Here is a 15,871-nt window from a genome sequence, read left to right on the forward strand (position 1 = left end):
TCATGGGTTTGCAAGTCTGATGCCCAAAATCCGGGCTTGAGGAAAGCCCCCGGGCAGGTTGACCTTACGGTCGCAGCATGGTTCCCGCCAGAGCTCCCGTGATCTTGGCGGGCCGCATGACCGCTTCGGGTCACTGATAGCTGCGCACCAGCGCTGCCGCGACCATGCCCCAGCCATCGACCACCAGGAAGAAAGCCAGCTTGAAGGGCAGGGCGACGACCGCCGGCGGCACCATCATCATCCCCATCGACATCAGCACCGCCGAGACCACCAGATCGATGATTAGGAAGGGCAGTGCCACCAGGAAGCCGATCTCGAAGGCGCGCTGGATCTCGCTGAGCATGAAGGCGGGCACCAGCACCGACAGCCGGTCGGGCGGTGCCTGCGGGTCGGGCGAGATCTCGGCCAGCGTGACCAGCATCTCGGGGTCGGTGCGCTGCTCCATGAAGCCGCGAAAGGGCACGATGCCGCGCTCGAAGGCCTGTTCGACGCCGATGCGGCCGTCGCGCAGGGGGGCGCCGGCGACCGTCCAGGCCTCGGTCAGCACCGGGCTCATCACGAACCAGGTCAGGAACATGGCCAGGCTGACGATCAGCATGTTCGGAGGGGATTGCTGCAGCCCGATCGACTGGCGCAGGATCGACAGCACCGTCACGATGAAGGGAAAGCAGGTCACCATGATCGCGATGCCCGGCGCCAGGGACAGCGCGGTCATGACCGCAAGCAGGGTGATGGAATGTCGGCCGATACCGCTTGCCACCGCCTCCAGCCCGGCGCCGTCCAGGGTCAGGTCCTGCGCCACCGCGACATGCGGCAGCAGCAACCCGACGATGATGAGGACGAGGCGGATCACGATACGCCTGCCGGGCCGAGGATGCGGACGCAAAGCCGATTGTCCGCTTCGTCGCCCGAAACCAGCTCGCCCCGGGCGATGACCTTGTCGCCGACGCAGATGTCCACGCCGTCCGACATGTCGTGGTCCAGGGTCAGGACGTCATCCGGGCGCAGGCGCGAGAGTTCGGCGACGGAAAGCTGCGTGCCACCCAGCCGGATGGTGATTTCCACCTGGATCTGGTCGGTTGCAATCAGGCTGGCGAGATCGTCCATGATCACTCCTCGGTCATGATGTCGTCGATGATGGATGTCAGGTCGGCCGCAACCCGGGCGGGATCGAAGACGATCCGGCCCTGGCCGCAAAGAAGCTCGACCACGCGCGCCCCGGCCGAAAGATTCTCGACCTGCGCCTCGGCAAGCCCGGCGCGGTCCAGGCATTCCGCAAGGTCCGGTTGCAGATCGGCAGGGCAGCGAAGGACAAGCCGGCAGTCCGGCGCATGCTCGACCAGCCGGGCGATTTCCCCGGCCAAGGCATCCCGCAACCGCTCGCGCTCGGAGCGCGGGGCAAGGAGCGCGACGATGGCCTGCAGGACCGGCGCCAGGCCGGCATTGATTTCCCGGCGCAGCGCCGCCTCGGCCTGGCAGGCGACGAGCATGTCCTGCCGGATCTCCGCCAGGGCCTGGGTCAGGGCGTCGAGGCTGCGCTCTCGCCCCTCGGCCAGGCCCTGTTCATGGCCGCGGTGAAAGGCCTCCTCGACCTCGGCGGCGGTTCTCGGCCGCGCCGGCCGGGCCTGGCCGGCGGCGAAGGAATCAAGGCGCAATGCAGCGGGTCTCACAGCGCATCCTCACGCTTCTCGATCCAGCCGGAGAGGATCTGCAGGCTTTCGTCCTTGCGCGATTTCATCAACTCCTTGAGCCGGCCGACCGGGTCGCCGCTGCCGGCCGAGACCGGCGTGAAGTCGATTTCGGGGACGATTTCGGCGACTGCCATGACCGGGCCCGCGGTCTCGGCCACGGGTTTTCCGGCCTCGATGGCCTTGACCCCGGTCGCACCCGACTGGTCCAGCGCCGCCAGGGCGGGATGGCCGGCCGGCCGGCCCCGAAGCAGCGGCCGCAGCAGGAACGCCGCCAGCGCCAGGGCGAAGAAGCCGACCAGCAGGATGCGGATGAAGCCGTTCAGGTCCAGTTTCGACAGCAACCCGCCCTGGCTGGCCAGCGTGCCGGCCTCGGACAGCGAGGCAAAGGGCAGGGACTTCACGGTGATCGCATCGCCGCGGCTCTCGTCGAAACCCACCGCCGAGGCTACGAGTTCGCGAAGCGCCTGCAGCTCGGCCTCCTCGCGCGGGACCAGCGTGGTCTCGCCAGTCGCCTCGGTCCGGGGGACGCCGTTCACCAGGACCGCGACCGTCAAGCGGCGGGTGGTGCCGGGCTGGCGCGTGACCTCGCGCGTGACCTTGCTGACCTCGAAATTCGAACGCTGGCGGGTCTCGGAGCGCGAGGACTTGCTTTGGTCCCCGCCGCTGTCCTGTCCCTCCGGCAGGTTCGAGGCGGCCGTCACCGCGCCCTGCTGCGCATTCGTGCTTTGATCCGCGGTTTCCTCGCTTTCCTGCGAGATCAGCGCCCGTTGCTGCGGGTCGTAGCGCTGTTCGGTCAGCAGCTCGGATTCGTTCACCACGTCCAGGTGCAACTCGACGATGGCATTGCCATTGCCGACATGCGCGGCCAGGATGCGCTCGACATTGTGCTTCATGTCGGCCTCGCGATCCTCGCCGGCGAATTCCTCGCCCGAGGACACTACGCCGCGTTCGCTGTCGATCACCGCCACCCGATCCGCCGACATGCCCGGAACGCCAGAGGAAACCAGGAACTTCAAAGCCTTGGCCTGCGAGCGGGTGATCGGCGTGCCGTCGGTGGTCAGCGTGACCGAGGCCGTTGCCTCGGCCTCGCGCCGATAGCCTCGGCCGTTGGGAACGGCCAGGTGGACCCGGGCCGAGCGGACATTGGGCAAGGCCAGGATGGTGCGGGCCAGTTCACCCTCTTTGGCGCGCCAATAGGCGGCGTCGAACATCTGCGAGGTGGTGCCGAAGCCCGACATGCCGTCGAGAATCTCGTAGCCGGTGCCGCCGGCCGAGGGCAGCCCCTCGCCGGCCAGCGCCATGCGCAATGCGTCGCGCTGGCCTTCCTCGACCCAGATCGTGTCGCCGCGGATCTCGTAGGGCACGCCGGATTTCTCGACCGCCGCCATCACCGCGCCGGATTGCTGCGGGTCCAGCCCGGAATAGAGCAGCGCCATCCCCGGCCGGCTGGCCATCCAGGACAGGCCGGCAATCGCCGCGAATGTGAACAGGAAGGCCGCGGCCAGGATGGCCTTCTGCTTTGCGCTTCTCTCGCGCCAGTAGTCCTGCAGCTTCAGCAAAACCGCCCCCTTCTCGAATCGGCGTGATCTTCGTCGGAGACCTTCTTGGCACGGGGGCGATTAAGAATTGGTTAGCCCGCGGGTGCTATCCAGATCGCAGACGGATGGAGAATCACCATGAGCGATGTCGCCGACATCAACACGGAACAGAAATCCGGCAGAGGGCTTGGCCGCATCCTTCTGCCGCTGGGCCTGGCGCTGGTGCTGGGCGGGGCGGGGTTCGCCTCGACCTGGCTGGGCTTCTGGTCGCCGATGTCGCTGCTGGCCCCGCACGCGGACAAGCCGGCCGCCCAGGAAGCCCTGCCGGCGGTGGTCTTCGTCGACATTCCCCAGATCGTGCTGACGCTGGCCGGACCGCGGGCGCAGACCTTGGTGATGACGGTCAAGATCGAAACCGACCAGGCGCACCAGGCCGCGGTCGACTATCTCACCCCGCGACTGCTGGATGCCTTCAACAGCTTCCTCGCCGATGTCGATGCCTCGGCCTTCGAGAAGCGCGGGATATTGGACATCGTCCGGGACGAATTGGCGACCCGCGCCGTCTTCGTCCTGGGCAAGGAGGCCTTCACCGACCTCCTCATCACGGAGTTCAGGATCCAATGACGATTGCCCAGCTTTTGCAGGTCGTTCTGATCACCTTCACCGTCGGACTGTCGGCCTTCTGCTTTGCGCTGTCGCGGCGGTTGCGCAAGCTCAACGATCTCGAGACCGGGCTGGGCGGCGCCATCGCCGTCATGACCAGCGAGATCGGCCGGCTCGAGAAATCCATCCTGCTGGCCAAGGCAGAGGCGACGGCGGCCACCCGCGCCCTGGCTGACGAGATCGAGCGCGCCAAGGAGGAGCGGGCCTTCTGGACGCTGCAGCAGAAATTCGCCGAGGCCAGCCCGGCCCGGCATGTCCGGCTGCAACGCCGCCGCCGGCGCGAGGAGGCGGATCTCGATGCGTAAGCCGATCCTTTCCTTCCTGGGCGGCGTCCTGGTGCTGGCCGCCGCCGCGCAGGCGGTCATGCTGATGGACGGCGCCTCGCGCCTGAGGGCCAATGCCGAACCGGCCGAACTGATGGCCGGCTGCAGCGATGTCCCCGAGGCGGTGGCCCTGGCCGATACGCTGCGCGAGCGCGCGCTGCGCATCGACCGCTACATGCAGGAGATCGAGCGCCGCAAGGCCGAGATCGCCTTCGCCGAAAAGCAGCTGACCGGGAAGCTGGTCGAACTGCGCAAGCTGAAGCAGCAGATCGACCGCAACGACCGGGGCCAAGCCCAGGCCCAGACCGAGGACATCGCCCAACTGATCGCCGTCTACGATCAGATGAAGCCCGAGCAGGCGGCGATGGTGTTGTCGAACCTGCCGCCCGATTTCGCCGCCCAGATCCTCGCCCGTGTCCAGCCCGAGACCGGCGCGCGCATCATGGCCTCGGTCGAGCCGGGCCAGGCCGCGGTGCTGACCTCGTATATGGGCGCAATCAGAGCCAGAAAGTAGGTAGGCCATGATCGGCATGATCGGCATCGTCGTGACCTTCGCCATGGTCTTCGGCGGATACATTATGGCGGGCGGCAAGCTGGGGGTGATCCTGCACTCGCTGCCCTTCGAACTGATGATGATCGGCGGCGCGGCCATCGGCTCGTTCCTGCTGTCGAACGAGACGGCGGTGATCAAGCAGGCCCTTGCCGGCATGGGCCGGTCGCTGAAGGGGCCGCGCTGGCACGAATCCGACTTGCAGGACGTGCTGTGCCTGCTGTTCCAGCTGTTGCGGATCGCCCGTTCCAGCCCCGTCGAGCTCGAGGAGCACATCGAGAACCCCGAGGCCTCGGCGATCTTCCAGACCTATCCGCGCATCCTGGCCGATGAGAACGCGGTCACGCTGATTACCGACACGCTGCGGTCGGCCAGCCTGAACTACGACGACCCCTACCAGGTCGAGGAAATGCTGTCCCAGCGCATCGGTCTGATGAACGAGGAGGCGATGCACGCGCCGCATGCGCTGCAGAACATGGCCGATGCGCTGCCGGCGCTGGGCATCGTCGCGGCCGTGCTGGGCGTGATCAAGACCATGAGCTCCATCGACCAGCCGCCCGAGGTGCTGGGCAAGATGATCGGCGGCGCGCTGGTCGGCACCTTTCTGGGGGTGTTCTTGGCCTACGCGCTGGTGGCACCCTTCGCGCAACGGCTGTCGGCGGTGATGAAGCAGGACCAGGCCTTCTATGACGTGATCAAGTCCGTGCTGGTCGCAGGGCTGCACCAGCATGCCACCAACCTTTGCGTCGAGGTCGGACGCCAGGCCGCGCCCGACCATGTCCGCCCCTCCTTCGGCGAGCTTGAGACCGCATTGCGCGAACTGAAGAGGGCATCGTGATCGCCATGCTTGTCCTGTCCACCGCGCTTGCGGCCGCTTCCGTCGACGGGACATGGACCCGCGACGCCATGATCCGCGACGCCAAGGAGAGGCTGCTGAACGGCGAGACCCTGCCGCCGGATCTCGACGAGAGGCTGATGCGTCTGCCGCCCGCCGATCGCATCGAGGTGCTGATCTTCCTGCGCCGCTCGGGGATGATGAACGGGCCGGGATGGACCTCCGAGCGCCTGCTGGCGCCGGCCAGAACCGGGGAAAGCCGATGAGCATTGCCGAAACCGGCCAGGGCGCGGCGCTGGCCACGCGGCCGCTGATCATCACCGGCGTGCTGGTGCTGATCGTGCTGTCCATGGTCATCCCCATGCCGGCGACGCTGCTGGACATGGGAATCGCCCTTTCCATCGCCACCGCGACGCTGATCCTGGTCATGGCCTCGCTGGTCGAGAAACCCACGGATTTCCAGGCCTTTCCGGTCCTGCTGCTGGTCTCGCTGCTGATCCGGCTGTCGCTGAACATTTCCTCGACGCGGCTGATCCTGACGCATGGGCAGAACGGCCCGTCCGCCGCCGGCCATGTCATCGAGGGCTTTGCCGAATTCGTCGCCGGAGGCTCGCTTCTGGTCGGGCTGACGGTTTTCGCGGTGATCTCGGTGGTGAACTTCATGGTGATCACCAAGGGCTCCGGGCGCATGGCCGAGGTCTCAGCCCGGTTCGCGCTGGATTCGCTGCCCGGCAAGCAGCTCGCCATCGACGGCGACCTCAATTCCGGTGCCATCGACCACGAGGAAGCCAAGCGCCGCCGCATCCGCGAACAGCGCGAGATCAGTTTCTTCGGATCGCTCGACGGTGCCTCGAAATTCGTCAAGGGCGATGCCATCGCCGGTCTGGTCATCACCATGATTAACCTGTTCGTCGGCCTGGCGGCAGGGGTGCTGGTACACGGCATGCCGGTGGGCGAGGCGATGACCACCTATTCCAAGCTGACCATCGGCGACGGGCTGGTCAGCCAGATCCCGGCGCTGATCACCTCGATGGCGGCGGCGCTGCTGCTGTCGCGCGGCGGCGCCACCGAGACCATGGCGGACCTGCTGTCCCAGCAGCTGCTGAGCAACTGGCAGGTGCCCTTCGTCTGCGCCGGCGGCATGGTCCTGATCGGCCTGGTGCCGGGCATGCCGATGCCGATCTTCTTCGGCCTGGCGGCGCTGCTGGGCGGTGCGGCCTGGTTCGTCCGCTCTGGAAAGCTGCCGGTCCCGGCCGGCGAAGTGCCGGCGGCCGAGCCGGCGGTGGCCTCGGGCATGGCGCAGCCCCGCATCGGCGATGTGCTGGATACCGACGAGATCTGCGTCGAGATCGGTGCCGGGCTCATTCTTGCCGCGCTTGATCCGGCGCGCGGCCTGGGTCAGCGCATCACCAATCTGCGGCTGCATATCGCCCGCAGCTACGGGCTGATCCTGCCCGACGTGCGGATCACCGACGGCATCGGCTTCAACGAGGGGGATTATGTAATCCGGCTGCAGGGCGTGGTGCGGGGCAAGGGCACGCTGCGGCCGCTGGGCATCCTGGCCCTGGGGTCCGAGGACACGCTGGAGGGCCTGGCCGGGGAACGTGTGCGCGAACCGGTCTATGGCAGCGCCGCGTGCTGGATCCCGCCGGATTGGCAGGACGAGGCCGCCATTGCCGGCGCCACGGTGGTCACGCCGATGGAGGTGCTGTCCACGCATCTGATGGAGGTGGTCAAGACCAACCTGCCGGCGCTGCTGACCATGTCCTCGATGCAGCGCATGATTCGCGAGCTGTGCAGCGTCTCGGACGAGCATCGCGCCCAACTGAACCAGCGCTTCTTCGACGGCATGGTGCCGGACAAGGTATCGCCCGAGATGCTGCTGGCGGTGCTGCGCGGCATGCTCGAGGAGCGGATCTCGATCCGCAACTTGGTGCTGATCACCGATGCGGTCCACGAGGCGCGCAATGCCCCCAACCCCGAGGCGGTCTATGAACAGGTCCGCAGGCGGCTGCGCGGCAAGATCACCGAGCAGTTCCTGGACGATGGCGGAACCCTCAACATCCTGCAGCTGCACCCGCAATGGGAGGCCGACATCACCCGCGCCGAGGCCGAGGCCGCGCGCAGCGGCGCCAGCATCGTGCCGCAGATCCAGAAGCGCCTGGCCGAGGCGGTGCAGGCCGCTCTGCGCGGCCTGGCCCCCGGCGTCGAGGCGGTGCTGGCGGTGCCCGATCACCGTCGCCGCCTGATTCGCATGATGCTGGCCTCGGCCGGGGTCGCGACGCCGGTGCTGGGCCTGGACGAGATCGACCCGGCGGCCCAGGTCCAGCTGCGCGGCACGGTCGCGGCATGAGCCAGATCCTCGGCGATCCGCGCCTGGCCGCCAGCCTGACGGCGCTTCTGCTGGTCTATTGCCGGGTGCAGGCCTGTTTCCTGATGCTGCCGGTGTTTTCCGAACGCGGGCTGCCGGTGCGGGTCCGCGCCGCCCTGGCGATGGCGGTGACGCCGCTGCTGGCCGAACATGCCCAGCCGATCGCGGCCGCCGACACGCTGCTGCGACTGGCCGCGCTGGCCGGGGCCGAGATCCTGTCCGGGCTGGCGCTGGGCGGGCTGGTGCGGCTCTTCGCTTCGGCGCTCGACGTGGCGGCAGCGGCGATTGCCGCCACCGCCTCGCTGTCGCAGCTGGTCGGGGTGGCCAATGAATACTCGCCGCACCCGATCGGCAACCTGATGCATCTGGCCGGACTTGCCGCGGTGATGGCCTTGGGGTTCCCGGTGCTGGCTTGCGATCTCTTGCGGGAGAGCCTCAGCCTGCGGCCCCTGGGCGACTGGCCGCAGATCGCCGACATCCTGCCGCATGCGGTGGCGCTGGTCCGGCAAAGTTTCGTGCTGGCGATACTGCTGGCCTCGCCCTTCATCCTGGGCGGATTCCTGTTCCAGATCCTGTCGGGCATGATCAGCAAGGTGATGCCCAACCTGCCCGTCGTGTTCATCGCCGCCCCCGGGGCGATCCTGATGGCGTTGCTGGCGCTGGCGGTGCTGACACCCTCGATCCTGTCGGTCTGGGCCGAGGCGGTTCTCGACGTCATGCCGGACCTGCCCCGATGAGCGAGGATGACGACGACAAGCAATACGACGCCTCGGAAAGCAAGCTGCGCAAGGCCCGCGAGGAAGGCGACGTGCCCCGCTCGGCCGAGCTGCAATCGGCGCTGATGTATCTGGGCCTCTGGTTCGCGGTGATCTTTGCCGCGGCCTGGGCGGTGCCGGCCTGGGTCAGAATGGCCGCCAGGGCCCTGGGCAGCGAGCCCTGGCCGGACGCCGCGGGCCGTTCGGTCATGGATCTGGCGCGGGCCCTGGCCTTGCAGGCAGCCGGGGCCACGCTGGCGGCGGTGACGATCATGGCCCTGCCGATCCTGCTGGGGATCGTGGCGCAGCGCTCGCTGGTGCTGACGCCCAAGAAGCTGCTGCCCGACCCCAAGCGGATCAACCCGTTCCGGAATGCCGGCCAGAAATTCGGCAAGAGCGGCCTGGTCTCCTTTGCCATCTCGCTGGGCAAGGCGCTGCTGGTCGGCGCCGGCGGCTGGTTTCTTTACCGCGCGCTGCTGTTCTGGCTGATGCGGTCGGAAAGCATGGCGGATCTGCAATGGATCGAAGCGCTGGGGCTGATCCTGCGCCGCGCCATCTGGCTGGCGCTGGGCATCGGCATCGCCTTCGCCGGCATTGACCTGCTGTGGAAGCGTCTGGAATACCTGAAGCGCCACCGCATGACCCGCCGCGAGATGCAGGACGAACACAAGGAAAGCGAGGGCGATCCGCATCTCAAGGCCGCGCGCCGCCAGAAGGGCGTGGACATCGTGCTGAGCTCGATGCTGGCGGATGTGGAAAAGGCCGATGTGATCATCGTCAACCCGACGCATTACGCCGTGGCGCTGGAATGGAAGCGCGGCAGCGGCCGGGCGCCGGTTTGCCTGGCGAAAGGGGTGGACGAGGTCGCCCGGCGCATCCGCGAGCGGGCGAACGAACATCGGGTGCCGATCTGGTCGGATCCGCCCTGCGCCCGGGCGCTGCATGCCACGGTCGAGATCGGCGCCGAGATCCGGGCCGAGCATTTCGCCCCGGTGGCCGCGGCGATCCGTTTCGCCGAGGCGATGCGGAAAAAGGCGCGCGACGGCTGGGGGGCGCCGCCACGGCGCAAGGAGGGCGGATGAGCCGCGAAAAACAGGCATTGGCCGGGCTGGAGCGCATCGCCCGCCTGAAGGCCGATCTGGAGCTGCGGCGCTTCGCGGCCTTCCGGGCGCATGTCGATGCGGCGCGGCAGCGGATCGACCAGCTTGGTCGCGAACTGCAGACGCTTTACGGTGCCGAAACCGGCTTCTCGATTGCCGAGGCCCGGCTGGCCAACCTGTTGGCCGGCGAGCGAAGCCGGGCTCTGCTGAGCGCCGAGCGCGATCTGGAGCGGATGCTGCCCGGCTATGAGGCCGCGCGCCAGACCGCAGCCCGGAAATTCGGCCGCGCCGAGGCCGTCCATGCGCTGCGCGAGACCCTGGCCGCAGAGGTCCGGCAGGACCGGATGCGGCGCAGCGGCGCGCCGTGAGGAGGGCGTGGTTCGTCCATGGAGGCCCGGCCATTTGGCCGATGCTTCGGCCTGCTGCGGATTACCGTTCCCGCGATGACGCGCGCCCGCGACCGGGAGGTTTGACGGACGAACCATCCGTCCGAAAACCTGCGGTCGTCCCTGCCAAGGCCGGCGGCGTCGGATCGGCGCGGGCCCGATGTCGCTGGCAGCCCGCCGCAACCGGACCTTGGGCAGGCCGGATTGTTGCAACGCACAGCCGGGTCGTGCCGGGCCTATGCCGGACGGGACCGCGCCGATCCGATGCAGACCGGGCCTTCGTCATCCGGCCGCGCGCCGCGCCGCGCCGGTCAGCCCGGACCCTGCCAGCGGGGCTGACCGTGCCGGGCCGAGGCGATCGGCGCGCGCCATGCGCCCGCTTCGCCGCAACCTGGAAGCCCGGCGGCCCGAATCATTCCGGCTGGTTCGGCGGAGCAAACGATACGCTCCGGTGGGTTCGGCGCTGTCCATCCGGCCCGGCATTGCCCCGGGCGGCTTCCGCCAATATCGGGATTATGCGCAATTGCGGAAAACTCGCCTTCCGGATGAGTGGCAAATCCGGGGCGGCGGCCGTCTCCGTCCCGAGTTCTGGGCGGAAAAATGCCTATTTTTCTTCTATTTCGGCGCAATCCGGTCGGGTTCACGGACCAGCGGCGGATTGTCTATTGATCCGCCGCAGCGCTTGGGTCATCCATTGCAGACGATTTGTACATAATCGCGCCGCGGCGCAGAGGCTTTGCAAGAATCCGGCTTCTCCCTTATGAAGGAAGGGTCCGGCCTGGGTTGCGTTTGCGGTGTCTGAGTGGGTGTTCCGCCGGGTTTGCGGGGCAGGGTTAAGGAGTAGAAGGGTTGTCCAGGATGCCTAGGGCGCTTCCCGTGGCGCGCGGCCGCAAGTTCATGCAGGTGCTGGAAGGCGCCCAGAGGGTGTTTCTCCGCGACGGTTTCGAGGGGGCGAGCGTCGACGAGATCGCCCGCGAGGCTGGCGTTTCCAAGGCGACGCTCTACAGCTATTTCCCCGACAAGCGCATCATGTTCATGGAGGTCTTCCGCAACGAGCTGGCGCGCGAGGCTGCCGATGCCAGCGCCCTGATCGAGGTCGATCTGCCGGTCGAACAGGTGCTGCCCTTCATCGTGCAGATCATCTCGGCCCACATGGTTTCGGAATTCGGGCTGCGCATCTACCGCGTCAGCGTGGCCGAGGCGGAGCGCTTCCCCTCGCTGGCCCAGGAATATTACGACGCCGGCCCGACGCTGCTGCGCCAGCAGTTGGTGCGCTATTTCGACCGCTGCATCCAGCGCGGCGAGCTGCGCATTCCCGACCTTGAACTGGCGGCCGACCAGCTGATCGAACTGGCCAGCGTCCGCATCCATGACCGCGCCCTGCTGCTGGGACCGCAATCCGTGGACAAGGAACAGATGCGCATGGTCAGCCGCAGTGCCGTGGCGATGTTCCTGGCCTGCTATGGCAGCACCAGCAACGCGCTGGTCGAAGCGGCGGAGTAGCGGCGGGGCGCGGTCGCCATGCAACGCCCGGCGGCTGCCATGTGGCGGCCTGCTTCTCATTTCGCCGCGCGACGCTTATGATGCGGCGACAGAAATTCTCGCATTGGATGACTGCCTGATGACCCGAGCCCTGATTGTCCTTCTTGCCCTTGCCCCGCTGGCGGCCTGCGCGCCGGCCTATGAACCCGCACCCGAGCCGCTGCCGGCCGTCGCGCCGCTGCCGCCCACGCCCGTCGCCGGAATGAGCGGCCTGGAATCGCGCGAGCCCGATGCCTGCCACGCCAAGAGCTATGTTTCGGCTCTGGGCCAGCCCGGCACCATCATCCCGTCGTTGGGGGTGACGCGCGACTATCGCGTGGTCGAATACCGCGGCATCGAGCCGCAGGAATACGATCCGCTGCGCATCGTCTTCCGCCTGGACGCGGCGGGCAACATCTACAACATCGACTGCGGCTGACGGCGGCGGGATGAGGAGGCTTTTCCTGCTTGCGCCGCTTTGCGCGCTGACCGCCTGCGTTCCGGCCGACCCCCCCGCAACGGCGCCGCAGCCCGCGCCCGACGGTTGCAAGGCGGCGCAGTTCCGCGGGCTGATCGGCCAGCCGCGGGGCGTGCTCGAGGCGATGACGTTGCCGCAGGGCAGCCGCATCATCGGCCCCCGCGATCCGGTGACGGCGGATTTCCGCGCCGAGCGGATCAATTTCGAGATCGGCAAGGATGGCCGGATCGCCAAGATCGGCTGCTATTGAGACCGGAAGGGCGCCGCTGCGGCGCCCTTCCGGCATTGTCAGGCCGAATCGGCGTCGCTGCACCCAATGCCTTCGCCATCGGCCGGCGCCGGCCGCCGCGGGCAAGCCCGGTTCGCCGATTGGGACCGCCGGTCCCGGGCGCGACCCTTGCGGCGCCAAAGCCTGCTCGCCGATCCCTCGATCAGCGCGGCGCGGGCGTCAGGAACCGGCCCGGGCAATCGCGCCGCGCATCCGCCCCGCAGGCGCGGGGTTCCAGGTCGCGGGTCAGGCAGATGCGGACCTCCTGCAGGGCGCGGTCGCGGCAGGTCACGGTGATGCCGTCGCGGGTCAGCGCCGGGTTGGCCTCGATGAAGGCCTCCTCGACCACCTGCGCGGGCAGGGTCACGTCGCGGTCGAGCCGGTGCAGCGGCCCGGGAACCGTGATCGCCTTTGCGGCCTTGCGGGTTAGTGCGAAATAGTCCCGCGCCGTCAGGCCCGAGCAGCGGCCGTGCTTCTTCCACTGATACCAGGCCAGCCCGCCCGAACCCATGACATCCGCCATGGCCCGGCTCTCGCGCCGCGAGGGGTCGCGGGCATCGGTCCGGCAATCCTCGGGCCAGCCGCGTTCGTATTGCGGCCAGAGGCCGTGGACGACGAAGCCGATGCGGCGGCCGGCATCGCATTGCGCGGCGTCCTCGGCCCCGCCCTCGGCCCGGCACCAGCTGGGCGACCAGCTGAGCGATAGGACGTAATAGTCGAAACGCCCGGCGATGTCCTGGGCCAGGGCGGCGGGCGCAAGCAGCAGGGCGGCGGTCGCGGCAAGGGCTTTCATGGCGCCGAACCTAGCGCCGGGCGCGGCGCCGCGCCACGAAATTCAGGCTTTATTTTGACCGTTTCTGGCCCTATATAGCGCGTCAATCCCCTGAAAATGGAATGGCAGCCGCCGAAAGCCGTTTTCCCCGGCCGGAAGAGATATTGTTAAGGAGAAGGTCATGAACAAGCCGCTGATGGCCAAGGCCACCGCCGTCTGGCTGGTCGACAACACGACGCTGAGCTTCAAGCAGATCGCCGATTTCTGCGGCATGCATGAACTCGAGGTGCAGGGCATCGCCGATGGCGACGTGGCCGCCGGCGTCAAGGGTTTCGACCCGGTCGCCTCGAACCAGCTCGACACCGCCGAAATCGAGAAGGGCCAGAAGAACCCGCTCTACAAGCTGAAGCTCAAGCACAACCCCGCCGCCGAGGGCGAGGAGAAGCGCCGCGGCCCGCGCTACACCCCGCTTTCCAAGCGCCAGGACCGGCCCGCGGCGATCCTGTGGCTGGTCAAGTTCCACCCCGAACTGGCCGATGCGCAGATCGCCAAGCTGGTCGGCACCACCAAGCCGACCATCGCCTCGATCCGCGACCGGACGCATTGGAACATCCAGAACATCCAGCCCATCGACCCGGTGGCGCTGGGGCTGTGCCGGCAGTCCGAACTGGATGCCGCCGTGCAGAAGGCCGCCAAGCGCAAGGCCGCCGAGGGCGGCGCGATGACCGACGACGAACGCCGCAAGCTGCTCTCGACCGAGACCTCGCTGGCCATGTCGGACGAGCCGCGCCTGCCCAGCTCGATCGCCGGGCTGGAGAATTTCAGCCTCAGCAAGAACGACGACAAGCCCGACCAGGATGACGACCTGGATGCGGACAGCTTCTTCAACCTGCCCGACGCCGATGAGGACGACGAGGACGAGGACGACAAGCGCTGATCGCGAAAACCCCGGAGCCTGGCTCCGGGGTTTCTGCTTTGACCGGTCAGATCGACAGGCAGATGTATTTCATCTCCAGATAGTCCTCGATGCCGTGGCGCGAGCCCTCGCGGCCCAGCCCCGACTGCTTGACGCCGCCGAAGGGCGCCACCTCGGTCGAGATGATGCCGGTGTTCACGCCGACGATGCCGTATTCCAGCGCCTCCTGCACGCGGGTGATGCGGCCGATGTCGCGGGCGTAGAAATAGGATGCGAGGCCGAAGATCGTGGCATTGGCGCGTTCCACGGCCTCCTCTTCGGTCTCGAACCTGAACAGCGGCGCCAGCGGACCGAAGGTCTCCTCGGTCGCCACCTTCATCTTGTCGGTGATGCCGGTGACCACGGTCGGGTCGAAGAACAGCCCGTCGCGCGGCTTGCCGCCGGTGACCACGGTGGCGCCGCCCGCGACGGCGTCCTGGATGTGTTCCCGGACCTTCTCGACCGCGTCCTGGTTGATCAGCGGGCCGGTGGTCACGCCTTCGTCGAGCCCATCGCCGACGCGCAGCTTGTCCACCGCCGCCGCCAGCCGCTTCGCGAATTCGTCATAGACGCCGGACTGGACATAGATGCGGTTGGCGCAGACGCAGGTCTGGCCGTTGTTGCGGAATTTCGAGGCCATGGCGCCCTCGACCGCCGCATCCAGATCGGCATCGTCGAAGACGATGAACGGCGCGTTGCCGCCCAGCTCCATCGAGCATTTCAGCACCTGGTCGGCGGCCTGGCGCAACAGGATGCGCCCGACCTCGGTCGAGCCGGTGAAGGTCAGCTTGCGGATCAGCGGATTCTCGCAGAACTCCTTGCCGATGTCCGAGGATCGTGACGAGGTCACGATGCTGAACAGCCCCTTGGGCACGCCCGCGCGCTCGGCCAGCACCGCCAGCGCCAGGGCCGAAAGCGGCGTTTCGGCGGCGGGTCGGCCGACGAAGCCGCAGCCCGCTGCCAGCGCCGGGCCGCATTTGCGGGTAATCATGGCGTTCGGGAAGTTCCAGGGCGTGATCGAGCCGACCACGCCGATCGGCTGGCGGATCACCGTCAGGCGCTTGTCGGGCTGGTGGCCGGGGATGGTCTCGCCATAGATGCGCTTGGCTTCCTCGCCGAACCATTCGATGAAGCTGGCGCCATAGGCGATCTCGCCCTTGGCCTCGGGCAGCGGCTTGCCCTGTTCGGCGGTCAGGATGCGGCCCAGGTCGTCCTGGTTCTCCATCATCAGGTCGAACCATTTGCGCAGGATCTGGGCGCGTTCCTTGGCGGTGCGGGCGGCCCAATGCTTCATCGCTTGGGCCGCGGCGGCGATGGCGCGGGCGACCTCGCTGCGCGACAGGTCCGCCACGTCGGCGATCACGTCGCCGCGGGCCGGGTTCACCACCGCAAAGGTCTTGCCGTCGTCGGCATTCACCCATTCGCCGGCGACATAGGCGCGGGTCTCCAGCAGCGAGGGGTCTTTCAGCAGCGTCTTCAGGTCGGTTGCAGGCTTGTTCATGGCGGGGCTCCTTCCGATCGGTCGCGTGCAGGCTTGCGCTTTTGCCGGGGCAACGCAAGCCGCAGCTTCCGCGCCCGCCGGTCGAGAAATCGTGATGAACCCGCGCGGGTTTTCCGGCGTTGCGCCTTATCGTCAGGTTTTCCCTCTTGGCGTGTGTGACTGGG

19 protein-coding genes are annotated in these 15,871 nt (G+C 67.8%); 13 read left to right on the forward strand and 6 right to left on the reverse strand.

Features of this window, described 5'->3' with window-relative positions; translation table 11 throughout:
• Nucleotides 1-130: 130 nt before the first annotated feature.
• The 4 genes from fliP to fliF are packed head-to-tail and all read right to left on the reverse strand — an operon-like array spanning nt 131 to nt 3,250.
• Nucleotides 131-853 carry a flagellar type III secretion system pore protein FliP gene (fliP, locus tag NBE95_RS05905; protein WP_289892989.1) on the reverse strand — a complete coding sequence of 241 codons (723 nt, stop codon included), beginning with the start codon at nt 851-853 and terminating at the stop codon, nt 131-133.
• Nucleotides 850-1,107, reverse strand: a complete 258-nt coding sequence (locus NBE95_RS05910; RefSeq protein WP_289892990.1) for a FliM/FliN family flagellar motor C-terminal domain-containing protein — start codon at nt 1,105-1,107, stop codon at nt 850-852. The genes fliP and NBE95_RS05910 overlap by 4 nt, the downstream gene beginning before the upstream one ends.
• Before the next feature lie 2 nt (nt 1,108-1,109).
• Nucleotides 1,110-1,670 carry a hypothetical protein gene (locus tag NBE95_RS05915; RefSeq protein ID WP_289892991.1) on the reverse strand — a complete coding sequence of 187 codons (561 nt, stop codon included), beginning with the start codon at nt 1,668-1,670 and terminating at the stop codon, nt 1,110-1,112.
• A complete protein-coding gene (gene fliF / locus NBE95_RS05920; protein ID WP_289892992.1) occupies nt 1,667-3,250 on the reverse strand; it encodes a flagellar basal-body MS-ring/collar protein FliF in 1,584 nt (527 codons plus the stop codon). Before fliF ends, NBE95_RS05915 begins: the two co-directional genes overlap by 4 nt.
• Nucleotides 3,251-3,367: 117 nt before the next feature.
• Here fliF and NBE95_RS05925 point away from each other — a divergent pair, with 117 nt between their 5' ends.
• The 12 genes from NBE95_RS05925 to NBE95_RS05980 all read left to right on the forward strand — a co-directional run bounded on the left by NBE95_RS05925 (nt 3,368) and on the right by NBE95_RS05980 (nt 12,461).
• Nucleotides 3,368-3,853, forward strand: coding sequence for a flagellar basal body-associated FliL family protein (locus NBE95_RS05925; protein ID WP_289892993.1), 486 nt, complete (start codon nt 3,368-3,370; stop codon nt 3,851-3,853).
• Nucleotides 3,850-4,197, forward strand: a complete 348-nt coding sequence (locus NBE95_RS05930; RefSeq protein WP_289892994.1) for a hypothetical protein — start codon at nt 3,850-3,852, stop codon at nt 4,195-4,197. The genes NBE95_RS05925 and NBE95_RS05930 overlap by 4 nt, the downstream gene beginning before the upstream one ends.
• A complete protein-coding gene (locus NBE95_RS05935) occupies nt 4,190-4,729 on the forward strand; it encodes a hypothetical protein (protein WP_289892995.1) in 540 nt (179 codons plus the stop codon). Before NBE95_RS05930 ends, NBE95_RS05935 begins: the two co-directional genes overlap by 8 nt.
• A gap of 7 nt (nt 4,730-4,736) precedes the next feature.
• A complete protein-coding gene (gene motA / locus NBE95_RS05940; protein WP_289892996.1) occupies nt 4,737-5,603 on the forward strand; it encodes a flagellar motor stator protein MotA in 867 nt (288 codons plus the stop codon).
• Nucleotides 5,604-5,608: 5 nt separating this feature from the next.
• Nucleotides 5,609-5,866, forward strand: coding sequence for a hypothetical protein (locus NBE95_RS05945; RefSeq protein ID WP_289894845.1), 258 nt, complete (start codon nt 5,609-5,611; stop codon nt 5,864-5,866).
• The gene (locus NBE95_RS05950; RefSeq protein WP_289892997.1) at nt 5,863-7,953 is read left to right on the forward strand and encodes a flagellar biosynthesis protein FlhA; all 2,091 of its coding nucleotides are present in this window, start codon (nt 5,863-5,865) and stop codon (nt 7,951-7,953) included. The genes NBE95_RS05945 and NBE95_RS05950 overlap by 4 nt, the downstream gene beginning before the upstream one ends.
• A complete protein-coding gene (locus NBE95_RS05955) occupies nt 7,950-8,708 on the forward strand; it encodes a flagellar biosynthetic protein FliR (protein WP_289892998.1) in 759 nt (252 codons plus the stop codon). Before NBE95_RS05950 ends, NBE95_RS05955 begins: the two co-directional genes overlap by 4 nt.
• Complete coding sequence (locus NBE95_RS05960) at nt 8,705-9,808, forward strand: flagellar type III secretion system protein FlhB (protein ID WP_289892999.1); 1,104 nt, start codon at nt 8,705-8,707, stop codon at nt 9,806-9,808. Before NBE95_RS05955 ends, NBE95_RS05960 begins: the two co-directional genes overlap by 4 nt.
• Nucleotides 9,805-10,194, forward strand: coding sequence for a hypothetical protein (locus NBE95_RS05965; RefSeq protein WP_289893000.1), 390 nt, complete (start codon nt 9,805-9,807; stop codon nt 10,192-10,194). Before NBE95_RS05960 ends, NBE95_RS05965 begins: the two co-directional genes overlap by 4 nt.
• Nucleotides 10,195-11,070: 876 nt before the next feature.
• A complete protein-coding gene (locus tag NBE95_RS05970; protein WP_289893001.1) occupies nt 11,071-11,715 on the forward strand; it encodes a TetR/AcrR family transcriptional regulator in 645 nt (214 codons plus the stop codon).
• A 118-nt stretch (nt 11,716-11,833) separates the two neighbouring features.
• The gene (locus NBE95_RS05975; RefSeq protein ID WP_289893002.1) at nt 11,834-12,172 is read left to right on the forward strand and encodes a hypothetical protein; all 339 of its coding nucleotides are present in this window, start codon (nt 11,834-11,836) and stop codon (nt 12,170-12,172) included.
• Nucleotides 12,173-12,182: 10 nt separating this feature from the next.
• Nucleotides 12,183-12,461 carry an I78 family peptidase inhibitor gene (locus NBE95_RS05980; RefSeq protein WP_289893003.1) on the forward strand — a complete coding sequence of 93 codons (279 nt, stop codon included), beginning with the start codon at nt 12,183-12,185 and terminating at the stop codon, nt 12,459-12,461.
• A 181-nt stretch (nt 12,462-12,642) separates the two neighbouring features.
• Here NBE95_RS05980 and NBE95_RS05985 read toward each other — a convergent pair whose 3' ends face one another.
• The gene (locus tag NBE95_RS05985) at nt 12,643-13,272 is read right to left on the reverse strand and encodes a ribonuclease T2 (RefSeq protein ID WP_289893004.1); all 630 of its coding nucleotides are present in this window, start codon (nt 13,270-13,272) and stop codon (nt 12,643-12,645) included.
• A 160-nt stretch (nt 13,273-13,432) separates the two neighbouring features.
• Here NBE95_RS05985 and NBE95_RS05990 point away from each other — a divergent pair, with 160 nt between their 5' ends.
• On the forward strand, nt 13,433-14,188 hold the full coding sequence (locus tag NBE95_RS05990; RefSeq protein WP_289893005.1) for a DUF1013 domain-containing protein: 756 nt from the start codon (nt 13,433-13,435) through the stop codon (nt 14,186-14,188).
• A gap of 46 nt (nt 14,189-14,234) precedes the next feature.
• Here the strand turns inward: NBE95_RS05990 and NBE95_RS05995 are convergent, their stop codons facing one another.
• Complete coding sequence (locus tag NBE95_RS05995) at nt 14,235-15,707, reverse strand: NAD-dependent succinate-semialdehyde dehydrogenase (protein WP_289893006.1); 1,473 nt, start codon at nt 15,705-15,707, stop codon at nt 14,235-14,237.
• Nucleotides 15,708-15,871 lie beyond the last annotated feature (164 nt).

The organism is Paracoccus sp. TOH, from assembly GCF_030388245.1.
GTDB classification, from domain to species: domain Bacteria; phylum Pseudomonadota; class Alphaproteobacteria; order Rhodobacterales; family Rhodobacteraceae; genus Paracoccus; species Paracoccus simplex.

Excerpts from the sequence above, each read along its gene's own strand:
- NBE95_RS05910 (WP_289892990.1), bottom strand. The coding sequence starts at position 1,107 with ATGGACGATCTCGCCAGCCTGATTGCAACCGACCAGATCCAGGTGGAA.
- NBE95_RS05925 (WP_289892993.1), top strand. The coding sequence starts at position 3,368 with ATGAGCGATGTCGCCGACATCAACACGGAACAGAAATCCGGCAGAGGG.
- NBE95_RS05930 (WP_289892994.1), top strand. The coding sequence starts at position 3,850 with ATGACGATTGCCCAGCTTTTGCAGGTCGTTCTGATCACCTTCACCGTC.
- NBE95_RS05935 (WP_289892995.1), top strand. The coding sequence starts at position 4,190 with ATGCGTAAGCCGATCCTTTCCTTCCTGGGCGGCGTCCTGGTGCTGGCC.
- motA (WP_289892996.1), top strand. The coding sequence starts at position 4,737 with ATGATCGGCATGATCGGCATCGTCGTGACCTTCGCCATGGTCTTCGGC.
- NBE95_RS05945 (WP_289894845.1), top strand. The coding sequence starts at position 5,609 with ATGCTTGTCCTGTCCACCGCGCTTGCGGCCGCTTCCGTCGACGGGACA.
- NBE95_RS05950 (WP_289892997.1), top strand. The coding sequence starts at position 5,863 with ATGAGCATTGCCGAAACCGGCCAGGGCGCGGCGCTGGCCACGCGGCCG.
- NBE95_RS05955 (WP_289892998.1), top strand. The coding sequence starts at position 7,950 with ATGAGCCAGATCCTCGGCGATCCGCGCCTGGCCGCCAGCCTGACGGCG.
- NBE95_RS05960 (WP_289892999.1), top strand. The coding sequence starts at position 8,705 with ATGAGCGAGGATGACGACGACAAGCAATACGACGCCTCGGAAAGCAAG.
- NBE95_RS05965 (WP_289893000.1), top strand. The coding sequence starts at position 9,805 with ATGAGCCGCGAAAAACAGGCATTGGCCGGGCTGGAGCGCATCGCCCGC.
- NBE95_RS05970 (WP_289893001.1), top strand. The coding sequence starts at position 11,071 with ATGCCTAGGGCGCTTCCCGTGGCGCGCGGCCGCAAGTTCATGCAGGTG.
- NBE95_RS05975 (WP_289893002.1), top strand. The coding sequence starts at position 11,834 with ATGACCCGAGCCCTGATTGTCCTTCTTGCCCTTGCCCCGCTGGCGGCC.
- NBE95_RS05980 (WP_289893003.1), top strand. The coding sequence starts at position 12,183 with ATGAGGAGGCTTTTCCTGCTTGCGCCGCTTTGCGCGCTGACCGCCTGC.
- NBE95_RS05985 (WP_289893004.1), bottom strand. The coding sequence starts at position 13,272 with ATGAAAGCCCTTGCCGCGACCGCCGCCCTGCTGCTTGCGCCCGCCGCC.
- NBE95_RS05990 (WP_289893005.1), top strand. The coding sequence starts at position 13,433 with ATGAACAAGCCGCTGATGGCCAAGGCCACCGCCGTCTGGCTGGTCGAC.
- NBE95_RS05995 (WP_289893006.1), bottom strand. The coding sequence starts at position 15,707 with ATGAACAAGCCTGCAACCGACCTGAAGACGCTGCTGAAAGACCCCTCG.